The organism is Saccharothrix isguenensis (assembly GCF_052936305.1).
Window position 1 is genome coordinate 4443151 of sequence record NZ_CP193626.1, and the last position, 13223, is coordinate 4456373.

Consider the following 13223-nt stretch of genomic DNA (forward strand, 5'->3'; position numbering starts at 1 on the left):
CTCCTAGATCTTGCCGGTAACGGTGTTGGCGTCGCCGACTGCGTCCTCGAAGGAGCGGGACGTCTCGACGGTCCGGTCGCTCGCACCGCCGAGGGTCTCGTTGAGCAGGCCGAGGAACTTCACCGCCCGCTCGGCGGTGGGGACGTAGTTCTTGTCGAACATCTCCCCCATCTCGCCGGTGCCACCCGCGTTGCCGTACGCGAGGGTGGAGCCGATGAGGTCGTTGCAGATCGCGATCGCCAGCCGGGCCGTCGCCTCGACGTCCACCCCGCCGCGCCGCAGCGCGTCGACGTCCACGGTGATCCGGTCGTTCACCGCGCCCACCTGCCCGCCGTGACGTCCTCGATCGCCGCTTCGAACAGGCCGTCGAGGTCGAGCCCGCCACCCACCAGCCGCTCGGGGTCCAACCCGGCGGGCACCAGCCCGGACATCAGGCTCGTTGTCTGCTCCGCCGCCTTGTCCTGGGCGCGGTCGACCACCTCGACGAGCCGGGCCGCCAACTCGTGCGGGGCGAGGTCGCGCCAACGCCGGCCGGAGAACTTCAGGCCGGTGAGCCTGCCCCGGCCGTCGACGGTCGCCTGGATGAGCCGGTCGTCGCTGGTCACGGTGGTTTCGGCGGAGTTCAGCCTGGTCAGCGCCTCCGCGATGCGGCCCTGCTGCTCCCGCAGGTCCGCGAGGGCCGCCGTCATCTCGTTGTGCAGCGGGATCGACATCCGCTCCTCCTCCTCAGCTCGTGGTGCTGTCCGCGGTACGGCCCTGACCGGCACCGGTCGCCCGGTCCCGCGGTGCGGCGGAGCGGACGTGGACGTGGGTGGGGACGAGCACCTCGTCCGCTTCGACGTCCTCGGCGTCGGGCCTGCCGATCACGCCGAGGCCGACACCGGTGTCGGTGCCCCAGACCTTCTCGTCCTCGGACAACCAGGTCTGGCGCTCGCGTTCCTGTTGTTGCTGCTGGTTGCCCTGGAGGCCACCCATGCCGCCCATCATCGGCGGCATGAACGGCATGCCCCCTCTGCTGTCATCACGGCTGCCGGTGCCCGAAGGGTTCGCCTGACTCGTGAGGCCGCCGCTGTCGCGGCCGAACGGATCGGTGTGCCCCTCCGGCGAGCCGGCGAGGAAACCGGTCTGCCCCGAGCCTGGACCGGGACCGCCGAAGCCGTCCTTGCCCGAGCCGGGAACGTCGACACCGGCCTGTCCCGTGCCGGTGCCCGAGCCGAAGCCGTCCAGCCCGGAGCGCGGCGGGCTGAAGCCCTCCAGGCCCGCACTGGCGAACGTGCCCGCGCCGGCGCCGTCCCGGTCGTCGTCGGGCAGGCGCGGGGCCTCGACCAGCGGGGCGTCCAGCAGCGAGCCGGTGGGAGGCTGCCCGGGACCGAGGCCGGGGCCGAACCGCATCCCGCCGTCGGAGCCCAGGTCGGGCAGCGGATTGTCGGGCAGCGGGGCCTTGTCCGGGGTGGGCGTCGGCGACCAGCCGTCGATGTCGTCCAGGCCCGGCAGCGGGTTCCCGATGCCGTTGCCGTTCCCCATTCCGATGCCGTTGCCGTTGCCGGGCAGATCGAGGTCGTCGAACGCGCCATTCCCGTTGCCGGACTTCCTGCGCTCCTCGTCCTGCGGGTTCCCCGGGTTCCCCGGGTTGCCGAGCCGGAAGGCCGGCAGCAGCGGCATGGCCCCAATCCCGCTGCCCTGGCCACCCTGACCGCCCTGATCGCCGTGACCACCGGGACCGTCCAGACCGTTCAGGCCGTCGCCGAGTCCGCCGTTGCCGAGGCCGCCGTTGCCGCCGAGGAAGTTCTGGCCGTTGCCGGAGCCCAGACCGCCGGAACCCAGACCGCCGGAACCCGAACCGCCGAAACCCTCACCGAAGCCGTCGCCCAGACCGCTGAAGCCGTTGCCGCTGCCGCCTGAGCCGCCGCCAGGACCACCGAAGCCGCTGCCGGAGCCAGTGCCGTCGCCCTCGGTCTTGAAGAAGGCGTTCCTCAGCTCCTCGTTGGCGCCCTCGGGGTTGGGCGGTCCTTCCGGGTCCTTCGGGTCGGGCGGACCTTCGTACTCGATCGTGAACTTCTGCTCGTTCTGGCCCTCGCCTCGCCCTTCGCCCTTCCCGTCGCCGTCACCTCCGTTGCCGTTGCCGTTGCCGTTGCCGAGGATGTCGTCCAAGCTCGGCCCATTACCGCCACCACCACCACCGCCACCGCCGCCGAAGCTCGGCGGCTTGCTGCCGACGGTCGGGGGTGGCGTGGTCTTCAGGTCGCCGAGCGACCGGGTGGCGCGGTTGTGGACCTCGGTGAGCCGGGCGAACTCCTCCCGCGCCTTGGTGTCCAGCTTCGCCAGCTCGTTGCGCAAGTAGGTGCTGATGGCGGCGTTGACGGAGTCCCAGAAGCCCTTGGTCGAGATGTCGCCCACCAGCTGCGGGAACCCCGGCGGCAGGGGCGTCTGGCCGGCGCTGGTCGAGAAGTACCGGGACATGGTCTCCCTGATGTACTGCTCGGCGTCGGCCCGGCTGCCGAAGTCGTCGAGCACGTAGTAGCGCTGGTCGCTGTACTCGGCGTCCTTGTACCTGACGAACAGGCCGGAGTTGCGCAGGTGGTCCATGACGCTGCTGCTGATCGCGGTCGCGGCGTCGTGGGCGGCGTTGAACAGGAACGTGTTCGACTCCCACCACACGTACGCCATCGCCTGGCCGAACCGCCCCAACGCCTCCGCGCTGTCGCCGAGCGCGGTGGGCGTGGCGGGCTTGCGGTCCTCCATGATCTGGTCGCGGAGGTCGTTGAACGTGAACGCCAGCGCCTCCAGGTTGACCTTGATCGCGAACGCGGCCTTGCCCTTGAACGCGGAGTCGTCGGTGTCCATGCGGGACGCCCAGGCCTTGGTCGTCTCCAGTCCGCCGTCGAGCCACGACACGTACGTGTCGACGGCGCGCTTGGCGTCCCACAGGCGGGGGACGTCCATCATGCCCAGCCTGCCGGCGGCGAGTTGCTGCGCCACCTGCTCGATCTCGGTGACCGCCGCGACCCAGTTCCGGAACGCGGCCTGGTTGTAGTTGACGCCGAAGTAGTGGACGTCCCAGGCCCGGTAGGACATGTTCGCGGTGGAGAAGTCCTGGGCGAACTGGAACCAGCCGTCGTTCCCCGCCGCTCCCGAGATGTCCGCCAAACCGTGCAGGTCGGCGCCGTACCCGGTGACGGCGTGAAGGATCTGCTCGAACGTCGCGCGGGCGTAGTCCCCACTCGGTGGAGCGGTCGGCGGCGCCATGGTGTTCTCCTTCCGGTTCCGCTGCTACTTCTCGTCGCCGTGGCCGGGGTTGCCCTCCGGCCCATTCCCGGGGCCGCCTCCGGACCCGCCCGCGCCCGGACCGCCGATGCTGCCGAGCTGGAAGTCCGGGTACTCGGCGATGAAGCTGCTGATGTCGTAGTCGGCGAGGTCGTCGGTGTCCTTGAAGACGCCCTTCGCCGCTTTCAGGGCGTTGCGGAACTTCACCAGGGCCTGGCGGAGCGACTCGGTCTTCTCCTCCACCGAGCCGCCGAACTCCTTGCCCTTGTTGAGCAGGTCGAGGGCGGGCTTCCACTCGGGCGAGCCGGGGACGACCGTGAAGTCGCTGTTGAGCGGCACCGGGCCGGAGCTCGTGGCCTTGTGCAGCAGGCCCTGCTCCAGCTCGTCGAGCACCGCGATCAGCTTGTCGTACATGGCTTCGTCGAACGTGATCTTGTCGGTCATCGCCGTCCTCCTCCGGGATCGATCGGGGCGCGCGGGGCGCGTCGGGGTCCACTGATCGCTCCACAGTGGACCCCGACGCCGCGGGCGTTCAGCTGAGCATGATCCGCGCGCCGCGGTTGTCGCCGTTGCCGAAGATCTCGTGCACGTTGATCGAGGACAGGGTGTTGATGTTGAGCTTCTCCGCCATCTGCTGGTAGGCGGTGCTCCACTGGGTCTGGAGGTCGAGCCACAGGGGCGTGGCCTTGCCGTCCGTGGCGGTGGTGATGCCCTTCAGCACGGTGTTGAGGCCGTCCAGGATCTCGCCGACCGATTTGACGTGCATCAGGAGTTGCTCGTTGAGTTCGAGGTAGCCGTTGTTGTCGATGTCGAACGCGGTCATGGTCGGTCCTTCCGGTGGTGGGGTTCGCGGGTCGGGCGGATCAGCCGGCGGCGTTCGCGCCGCTGTCGGCCTCGTTGTCGGTGGCGCGGTTGGCCTGCAACAGGCCGTTGGCCTTCTCGTTGAGCAGGTTCAGGTTGGTGACCACGCGGCCGAAGTTGCTGTTCCAGTCGGACAGCGCCATCGACAGCTTCATGCCGGACGTGGAGTTGTTCACGCTCGGGAGCTGCCCCGCGATGCCGAGCACCCGCGAGTTGACGGTGGTCATGTTGTCCACCGCGGTCCGGGTGGCGTTGATGATGGACAGCAGGGTCGCGTCGTCGTATGCGTAGCGGGACACGGTCTTCTCCTCGGATCGGGTGACGGGTCAGGAGATGCGGTCGAGCACGGGCCCGGTCGGCAGCAGCGCGAGCAGGTCCGCGGGGACCGTCGTCGCCGAGTCGACCGGCAGGCCCAGGGCCGCGGCGGCGTCCGCGCTCGCCACGGGGTACTTGGCACCGGATTCGGTGATCAGGTGGACGCCGACGCCGGGCACGCCCGGCGCGGCGCGGGTGCGGGCGAGCAGGCCCGAGCCGGGCGTGATCTCGACCCGGTCGGCGGTCCGGCCGTCCCGGGTCACGCCGGGTTGGCCGGCGGTGCGAGCGGGGCCCGCCGGAGGCGGTGCGACGACCAGGGTCGCGGTGTCGCCCGCCCACCGCGCGCACGCGGAATCGCCGTCGAGCGCCACCGGTGACGGTGGTTCGGGCGGCAGTTCGGCCTGCCACGACGGCGCGGGCAGCACCGCCTGACCGGCCAGCTGGGCAGGCGTGATCTCCAGCACCGGCAGGCGTTCGGCGTCCGGGTCGGCGGCGACCAGGGCGGCCACCGTGGCGGTGACCGGCACCAGGCCGGTCGGCGCGACCACGAAGTCCGCCGCGCCCACGGCGTCCGGCACGGACACGAGCTGCCCCGAGGTCGTGGGCCGGCCGCCGACGACGGGTCCCGCGCCACCCCGCCGCAGCTTCGGCGCGCCGAGGTCGGGTCCGGCGGCGAATACGGTGATCCACGTCTCGTCGACCTCCAGCGCGGTGCCCGGGTCGAGGCCCAGGGCTCGGGGCGCCCACGGGGCGGTGACGCGGAACCTGCGGTCGCGCCACACCAGGTGCAGCTCGCCGGCGGCACGCACCAGCACGGCCCGGTCGGCGGGCGCCTCGCGCACCCCCGGCGCCTGGCCGATGGTCAGGGCGATCCCCGGGCCGCTCTTCGCGGTGGTCGCGCAGGCCGTCCACGGCGGTGCGCCACCGGCGGAGGGCAGCGAGTCCGGCGCGCCGAGGATGCCGACGGGGGCGCCCTGCGGCGTGCCGGCGAGGTCGTCGGCGCCCACCTTGACGACCTTGAGGTCCTTGCCCAGTGCCAACCGCGCGGAGGCGTAGTTCAGCACCGGCCGCAGCCTTCCGCCGGCCAGCAGGTACCGGTTGCCGGTGTCCTCGTCGACGACCAGCGCGCCCGGCTCGCGCCACTTGTCGCCGCCCTTGCCGGTGAGCAGGCCCGCGACCAGCACGCCCGCGACCACCAGGACGGCGATCGCGATGCCGCCGAGCACCCCGGTGGAGGTCCGCCGCACCGGCCGCTCGGCCGCGTCCGGGTCGGCGCGCAGCACCGCCGAGTCGAGCCTGCCGACCAGGAAGGAGTGCGCCTGGACCTGCTCGCGCCTGTCGTACACGGGTTCCGTCCTCTCCGATCGGGTTTCCGGGCGTCTACTGGTGGCACGTCGCCGGGTCTCGCCGGGGTTCACGCCCCGGCGGTTCGCCTCGCCACGACTTCGCGCGGCGGGTTCAGACGAAGGCGTCCCGGAGCGCGCCGTACACGCCTGTCAGCGACAACAAGAGCGGGACCACGGCAAGCGCGCACGCCCAGTGCGCCAGATCACCCCAGCGGCCCCAGCGGGGCACCAGCCTGCGGCCGGGCAGCACGTGCGCTCCCGCCACCGCAGCCGTCGCCAGCAGAAACAGTCCACAGAGGACGCATAGCCACCCCGTCGGGCCCCACCGGTCGGCCCACACGCCGGTGAGGACGACCAGGCCGACCACTCCGGGAGCGAGCGCCGACAGCCGGTGCCAGGTGCCGGTGAGCTCCCGCGAGTGCAGCAGCAGGACAACCGACACGACCCCGGCGAACGCGGCGCCGTCCCACACGGGTCCGAGGGCGACCACGACCAGGCCTCCCCCCAGCAGTGCTCCCAGCGCCACCAGGAACGCGGTCAGGTGGGCGTCCGCGCGGTCCGCACGGTCGAGCACGTCACCGCTGGGCAGCGGGTCGAGGCCCTGCTGGAACTCCTCGGTCGTCGTCGGCACGGGTTCCACGGCGAGGCCCGCCATGCGGGTGGCCACCGTGGGCACGACCTTGGTCAGCGGCAGCGCCACGGTGAGCACGATCGCCGCCGCGGCCGTGCCGCCCAGGTCGGTGAACGCGGCGATGGCCCCACCCACGGCGGTCAACGCGCCGGCCGCCGACACCGCGAGGAACGCCGACGTCGCCACGCGGGCCACCGCTCGCACCGCCGCGGCGGCCACGGCGACGGCGACACCCGCCGCGAGCACGCCCGGCCCGGTGGTCCACTCCCCCGGCGGCGCAGCGCCCGCCGGCACGGCCAGGCCCGCGACCGCCGCCGACACCACGGACACCGCGCCGAAGACGACCGCGGACGTGCGGTCGCCGACCGCGTGGGCCAGGGCGGCGGCACCGCCGAGCAGCCCGCACGCGAGCGCGCCGGCGCCGATCGCCACCGCCGTCCCGGAGCCGGCGAGGGCGGCGACCACCACGGCCAGCACCGCGCACACCCCCGCCAGCGCGACGCACGTGCGGCGGGTCAGCGCGGGCCGCCACCTGTCCTCGCGCCGGGAGAGTCCGGTGTGGACGCCGTCGACGAGGTCGTCGAAGTCGACCATCGGCAGCAGGTCGTCACGTGGTCGCAGGTGGAGCAGGTCGCCGTCGTAGAGCCCGGCCGCGGCCGTGCCCTGGTCCTCGTCCAGCGGTGGTTCGCCGAGGCGTTGCAGCACCCAGCCGCCGTGCCCGAGTCCGCTGGTGGCCAGCGACGGGTCGAGGTGGCCGAGCACGGTCGGCATCAGGTCGGCGATCGGGACGTGGGCGGGGACGGCGAGCTCCACCCGGGACGTCGGCCCGCAGATGGCGAGCCTGCACATCTCACCGGAGCCCGCGGTCACTGCGGTCGCCGGGGGCGCCGCGGTCGGATTGGTGGCCATGCCTCGACCACGGCTCCGGGCACGCGGAAGGTTCGCGTCGTCCGGCGCACGGGTCTCCCGGACCTCCGGTGAACCCCCGGACGGGCCGCCGCACGTGTACCGCGTAGGGGCGGGACCAGACCGAAGGAGCCGAGCGCGATGACCACGACGTTGTTCCGCAGGCAGGGGCGTGAGCAACCGCCGGAGATGCCGGGCGGCGAGCTGTCGCTCCAGGAGCCGCCGGTGTTGCCGGAGACCGTCGGCGGTGGCCTCGGCCCACTGCTGCTCATGGTGCCGATGGCGCTCGGCAGCGCGGTGATGATGGTCTTCATGTTCGGGCGCTCGAACATGGGGATGAGCCTCGGCATGGCCGCGATGATGGGTCTGATGATGCTCGGCATGGTGTTCAGCCAGGCCGGCCGCGGCGGTGCGGAGCGCCGCAGGCGGATGCGCGGCGAGCGCCGCGACTACCTGCGCTACCTGGGCCAGACCAGGGCGCAGGTGCGTTCGGTGGCCCAGCGGCAGCGCACGGCGCTGGCCTGGCGGCACCCGGACCCGTCGGGGCTGTGGTCGGTGGCGATGACGAACCGGCTGTGGGAACGCCGCGCCGCGCACGCGGACTTCGCCGAGGTGCGCATCGGGGTCGGTCCGCAGCGGCTGGCGATGACCATGACACCGCTGAGCACCAAACCGGTGTCCGACCTGGAGCCGCTGTCGGCGCGTGCGCTGCGCCGGTTCATCAACGCCTACACCACCGTCGCCAACCAGCCCACCGCGCTGTTCCTGCGCGGCTTCGCCCAGGTCCGGTTCAGCGGCGACGAGGAGGCCGTGCGGGGCGTGGTGCGGGCCGTGCTGGCGCAGCTGGCGACGTTCCACTCGCCGGAGGACCTGCGGGTGGCCGTGTGCGCGAGCGCGGACCGGGCCGAGCACTGGGACTGGGTGAAGTGGCTGCCACACGCGCAGCACCCCACCGAGCAGGACGGGGCCGGGCAGGCGCGACTGCTGGCCGACGGCGTGGACGAGTTGACCGAGCTGCTGGAGACGGAACTGGCCTCCCGCGCCCGGTTCGAGGCGGGTGTCGCGCCCAGCCGCGAGGAGCCCTACGTCGTGGTGGTGCTCGACGGCGTCGAGGCCCCGGTGGAGGCGCGACTCGCGGGTGCGGGCTACCGCAACACCGTCGTGCTCGACGTCTCCGGCGGGCTGGGCGGGACCGGTGGCCGGTCGAGGCTGCGCCTGGACGTCACCGCCGAGCAGGTGCACATGGTGCGCACCGACCGCACCGGCCAGGCCGTCCGCACCGCACTGTGCAAGCCCGACCTGCTCAGCCGCCCTCGTGCGGCGGCACTGGCCCGCGCCGTCTCCCCCTACCGGCTGGGCGGGACCACCGACACCTCGGAGTCGATGGTCGCCGACTTCGACCTGCCCCGGCTGCTCGGCGTGGCCGACCTGGACGAGCTGGACCCGACCACACTGTGGCGCATGACGCCCGGCCGGGACAGGTTGCGCATCCCGCTGGGCGTCGCGGAGGACGGCTCGACCGTGGAGCTGGACATCAAGGAGTCCGCGCAGGGCGGCATGGGACCCCACGGGCTGCTGATCGGCGCGACCGGCTCCGGCAAGAGCGAGCTGCTGCGCACCCTCGTGCTCGGCCTGGCCATGACGCACTCCCCGGAGATCCTCAACTTCGTCCTGGTCGACTTCAAGGGCGGCGCGACGTTCCTCGGGCTGGACCGGCTCCCGCACACCTCGGCGGTGATCACGAACCTCGCCGACGAGGCGCCGCTGGTCACCCGCATGCAGGACGCCCTGCACGGCGAGCTGGTGCGCAGGCAGGAGTTGCTGCGCTCGGCGGGCAACCACAGCTCGTTGCTGGACTACGAGCGGGCCCGCCAGTCCGGCACGCCGCTGGACCCGCTGCCGACGCTGGTGGTGATCGTGGACGAGTTCAGCGAGCTGCTGGCGGCCAATCCCGACTTCGCCGAGCTGTTCGTCATGATCGGCCGGCTCGGCCGCTCGCTCGGGGTGCACCTGCTGCTGGCCAGCCAACGCATCGACGACGGGCGGATGCACAAGCTGGAGAGCCACCTGTCCTACCGGATCGGCCTGCGCACGTTCTCCGCGATGGAGAGCCGTTCGGTGATCGGGGTGCCGGACGCCTACCAGCTGCCCAGCGCGCCGGGCAACGGCTACCTGCGCAGCGACGTGGCCACGCTGGTGCGCTTCAAGGCGGCTTACGTCTCCGGCAAGCACCGCAGGCGCACCCGTGAACAGCGCCAGGAAGAGGTTCGGCGGCAGGTCGTGCCGTTCGGCGTCTCCCGGCTGCCGCGGGTGGCCGCACCGGAGCCCAAGCCCGCCGAGGTCACCACCGAGACCGGCGACTCCGTGCTGGACGTCGCCGTGAACCGGCTGCTCGGCCGGGGCGCGCCCGCGCACCAGGTGTGGCTGCCGCCGCTGGGCGCGCCGCCGTCGCTCGACCAGCTCCTGCCACCGCTGGTGCCCGACCCCCACCTGGGCCTGGTGGCGGCGGGACGATCCGCTCACGGCGCGCTGATCGTCCCGGTCGGCGTGGTCGACAAGCCGTTCGACCAGGTCCGGGACCTGCACCTGGTCGACCTCTCCGGGGTCGGCGGCCACGTCGGCATCGCGGGCGGGCCGCAGGCGGGCAAGAGCACGGTGCTGCGCACCCTGATCACCGCGCTCGCGCTCACCCACACGCCGGCCGAGGTCCAGTTCTACTGCCTCGACTTCGGCGGCGGCACGCTGTCCGCCCTGGACGGTCTGCCGCACGTCGGCGGGGTGTCCAACCGGATGCAGGCTGAGCGGGTCGCCCGCACGATCGCCGAGGTGCAAGGCGTGCTCGCGCACCGCGAACGGGTGTTCGCCGAGCACGGCGTGGAAGGCATGGCCGACTACCGGGAGCGCCGGGCGGCGGGCGAGTTCGCCGACGACCCGCACGGTGACGTGTTCCTCGTCGTGGACGGCTGGGGTTCCCTGCGGGCCGACTTCGAGCAGCACGACCAGACCGTCCGGCAGCTGGCGCAGCGCGGCCTGTCCTACGGGGTCCACCTGGTGCTGACGGCCGGTCGCTGGTCGGACATCCACAGCGGACTGCGCGACCAGCTCGGCACCCGGCTGGAGCTGCGCCTGGGTGACGCGATCGACTCGGTGATCGACATGCGCAGGGCGGCGCAGGTGCCGAATTCGCCCGGCCGCGGCCTGACGCCCGAGAAGCTGCACTTCCTCGCCGCCGTGCCGCGGGTGGACGGCCGGGCCGGCGTCGACGGGCTGGCCGAGGCGACGCGTGAACTGGTGCAGGCGGTGGCGGAGAGCTGGACGGGGCCCGACGCGCCGGTGGTGCGGATGCTCCCGTCCGTGCTGCCCGCCGGGCGGCTCCCCGCGCCGGAGCGCGGACCGCGGGTCGCGTTGGGCGCGGGTGAACTGGACCTGCTGCCGGTGTGGCACGACTTCGCCGCCAAACCGCACCTCACCGTGCTCGGTGACACGGGCAGCGGCAAGACCGCCGTGCTGCGGCTCCTCGCCGCCGCCATCCCGCGGGTGTACTCCCCCGAACAGGCGCAGGTCGTCGTCGTGGACCCGAGGCGGACGCTGCTCGACAGCGTTCCCGAGGCGTACCGGCGCGGCGTGGCCGTGTCCACCTCGGCCGCGGCCGAGCTGATCCGCCCGGTGGCGGCCGAGCTGAAGCAGCGCGTGCCCGGCGCCGACATCCCACCCAGCCGCCTGCGCGAGCGGGACTGGTGGTCCGGCCCGGAGGTGTTCGTCGTGGTGGACGACTACGACCTGCTGACCGGTGCGATGGGCGGCCCCCTCGACCCGCTCGTCGAGTTGCTGCCGCAGGCGGGTGACATCGGCCTGCACGTCGTGCTGTCGCGCGCCGCGGCGGGTTCGGGCCGCACGTCGATGGACGCGGTCGTGCGCAGGCTCCAGGAGTCGAACACCCCGGAACTGGCGCTGTCGATGCCGCCGAACGAGATGCCGCTGCTCAACGGCGTCCGCGGCCGTCAACTGCCACCGGGACGGGCCGTGCTCGTGACCCGCCGCGACGCCACCGGCCTCCAAGTCGGCTGGACGGAGGAGCCGTGAGGGCGGGCCGGCACGCCCTGGTGGTCGGCGTGGTGATCGGCCTGGTGCTGGGCCTCACGACGATCCCGCCCGCCCGGGCCGCCGCGCAGTGCGCTCCCGCCGAGGAGGAGCCGATCGACACCGAGTCCTGGGCCCAACGCCGGATCGCCGCCTCCCGGGTCTGGCCGCTGACCGAGGGAGCCGTGCGGGTGGCGGTGGTCGACACGGGTGTGAGCGCGACCGCGCCCGCGTTGGAAGGTGCGCTGCTGCCCGGCGCCGACGTCGGCGGCGGACCTTCGACCGTCGACTGCTCCGGCCACGGCACGTTCCTCGCCGGCCTGCTGGCCGCACGCCCCCGGGACGGTTCGCCGTTCGCGGGGGTCGCGCCGGGTGCGCGGGTGATCCCGGTGCGGGTGACCGACGACCCGGCCGAGGTCGACCCCGCCCGGCTGGCGGCGGGCGTCCGGGCGGCGGTGGACGGCGGCGCGCGGGTGATCGCGGTCGGCCTGGTCACGGCGGTCGACCACGCGGCGCTGCGGGCGGCGGTCGCCGAAGCGGTGGCGCGCGACGTTGTCGTCGTCGCCTCCGCAGCCACCGGGGAGGCGGGGAACCGGTCGTACCCGGCCTCCCTGCCCGGGGTGGTGGCGGTGGCGCCCGTCGGCGCGGACGGTGCGGTGCGGACCACCCCGTTCGGCGCCGAACCCGCGCTGGCCGCGCCCGCCGACGGTCTGGTCGGCATCGCACCGGGAGGCGAGGGGCACCGGGTGGGCTCCGCGCCGGAACTGGCCGTGGCGTACGTGGCCGGCGCGGCGGCGCTGGTCCGCGACTACCACCCCGACCTGACCGCCCCGGAAGTCGTCGGCCGACTGCTCGCCACCGCGGACCGCCCTTCCGGCCGCGCACCCGACCCGGTGGTCGGCCACGGCATCGTGGACCCGGTGACGGCGGTGACCGCGGTGCTGCCGCGGGGCCACCCCGCCCTCGACCCCGTCGCCGAGCGGCTGGAAGTCCCCCTGCCGACCCGACCGGACGCGGCCCCGGCGCGTCGGGCGCTCCGGTTCACCGCGGCCCTGCTCGGCGCGGCGCTCCTGCTCGGAGCCGTCGGCGCCCTGGTGGCGCTCGGACGCCGCCGCGCTGGGGGAAGCCCTACCCCTGCCGCGGGGGAAGCCCGCTGAAGGAATCGGGAAAGCCCGTGCGAGCGGAGGGTCTGTCCCACCGACCCCAGCGTCCCGGAACGCGACCCTGATCAAGGGAAATCGCACAACGGGAGGAACGCGAATGTCCGCCTTCGAGACCATCGTCAGCGCCCACGGCTCCGCGCTGCTCGCCTACGCGAGCAGGCTCACCGGTGACCGCCACCGCGCCGAGGACGTCGTGCAGGAGACCTGGGTCCGGGCCTGGCGGAACCAGGAACGCCTCACCGAGGACCGGGGTTCGGTCCGGGGCTGGCTGCTGCGGGTCGCCCACAACATCGTGGTCGACCAGCACCGCAGCCGCCGCGCGCGGCCGACCGAGGTCGAGATGCCCGAGGGCGACTTCGCCGTGGTGCGGGAGTCGAGCGACGACGTGCTCAACCGGATGGTCGTCGACTCGGTGCTGGACGTGCTGCCGTCGCCGCACCGCGCCACCGTCGTGGAGGTCTACTTCGCCGACCGCACCGCCGCCGGCGCCGCCGAGGTGCTCCGCGTGCCGGTCGGCACCGTGAAGAGCCGCGTGCACAAGGCGCTGCGGACGCTGCGCCAGACCCTGCCGGAGCCCTCCGCGCTCGAAGCCGCGTGACCCCGGTCGCACTCGGGAGCACGAACGGGCACCACCGTCCGGACGAAGGGGCAGCGGGG

11 protein-coding genes are annotated in these 13223 nt (G+C 73.5%); 3 read left to right on the forward strand and 8 right to left on the reverse strand.

Going from position 1 to position 13223, the window contains the following annotated elements; genetic code table 11:
• Positions 1-3 precede the first annotated feature (3 nt).
• The 8 genes from ACRAKI_RS19985 to eccD form a co-directional block, all read right to left on the reverse strand.
• The gene (locus ACRAKI_RS19985) at positions 4-315 is read right to left on the reverse strand and encodes a hypothetical protein (protein ID WP_447002023.1); all 312 of its coding nucleotides are present in this window, start codon (positions 313-315) and stop codon (positions 4-6) included.
• Positions 312-713 (reverse strand): YbaB/EbfC family nucleoid-associated protein, encoded by a 402-nt coding sequence (locus ACRAKI_RS19990; RefSeq protein ID WP_447002024.1) that lies wholly within the window; start codon positions 711-713, stop codon positions 312-314. Before ACRAKI_RS19990 ends, ACRAKI_RS19985 begins: the two co-directional genes overlap by 4 nt.
• Before the next feature lie 13 nt (positions 714-726).
• Positions 727-3246 (reverse strand): hypothetical protein, encoded by a 2520-nt coding sequence (locus ACRAKI_RS19995; RefSeq protein WP_447002025.1) that lies wholly within the window; start codon positions 3244-3246, stop codon positions 727-729.
• 24 nt (positions 3247-3270) lie between these two features.
• Positions 3271-3708 carry a hypothetical protein gene (locus tag ACRAKI_RS20000; protein WP_447002026.1) on the reverse strand — a complete coding sequence of 146 codons (438 nt, stop codon included), beginning with the start codon at positions 3706-3708 and terminating at the stop codon, positions 3271-3273.
• A gap of 88 nt (positions 3709-3796) precedes the next feature.
• Positions 3797-4087 (reverse strand): WXG100 family type VII secretion target, encoded by a 291-nt coding sequence (locus ACRAKI_RS20005; protein ID WP_447002027.1) that lies wholly within the window; start codon positions 4085-4087, stop codon positions 3797-3799.
• A 40-nt stretch (positions 4088-4127) separates the two neighbouring features.
• A complete protein-coding gene (locus ACRAKI_RS20010; protein WP_447002028.1) occupies positions 4128-4424 on the reverse strand; it encodes a hypothetical protein in 297 nt (98 codons plus the stop codon).
• A gap of 27 nt (positions 4425-4451) precedes the next feature.
• Positions 4452-5786: a type VII secretion protein EccB gene (gene eccB, locus ACRAKI_RS20015; protein WP_447002029.1), complete on the reverse strand. Its 1335-nt coding sequence runs from the start codon at positions 5784-5786 to the stop codon at positions 4452-4454.
• A gap of 112 nt (positions 5787-5898) precedes the next feature.
• Positions 5899-7326, reverse strand: a complete 1428-nt coding sequence (gene eccD, locus ACRAKI_RS20020) for a type VII secretion integral membrane protein EccD (protein ID WP_447002030.1) — start codon at positions 7324-7326, stop codon at positions 5899-5901.
• 138 nt (positions 7327-7464) lie between these two features.
• Between eccD and eccCa the strand changes: the two genes are divergently transcribed.
• From eccCa to ACRAKI_RS20035, 3 genes are all read left to right on the forward strand, one after another.
• On the forward strand, positions 7465-11406 hold the full coding sequence (gene eccCa, locus ACRAKI_RS20025; protein WP_447002031.1) for a type VII secretion protein EccCa: 3942 nt from the start codon (positions 7465-7467) through the stop codon (positions 11404-11406).
• The gene (locus ACRAKI_RS20030) at positions 11403-12560 is read left to right on the forward strand and encodes a S8 family serine peptidase (RefSeq protein ID WP_447002032.1); all 1158 of its coding nucleotides are present in this window, start codon (positions 11403-11405) and stop codon (positions 12558-12560) included. Before eccCa ends, ACRAKI_RS20030 begins: the two co-directional genes overlap by 4 nt.
• 103 nt (positions 12561-12663) lie before the next feature.
• Positions 12664-13164: a sigma-70 family RNA polymerase sigma factor gene (locus ACRAKI_RS20035; RefSeq protein WP_447002033.1), complete on the forward strand. Its 501-nt coding sequence runs from the start codon at positions 12664-12666 to the stop codon at positions 13162-13164.
• Positions 13165-13223 lie beyond the last annotated feature (59 nt).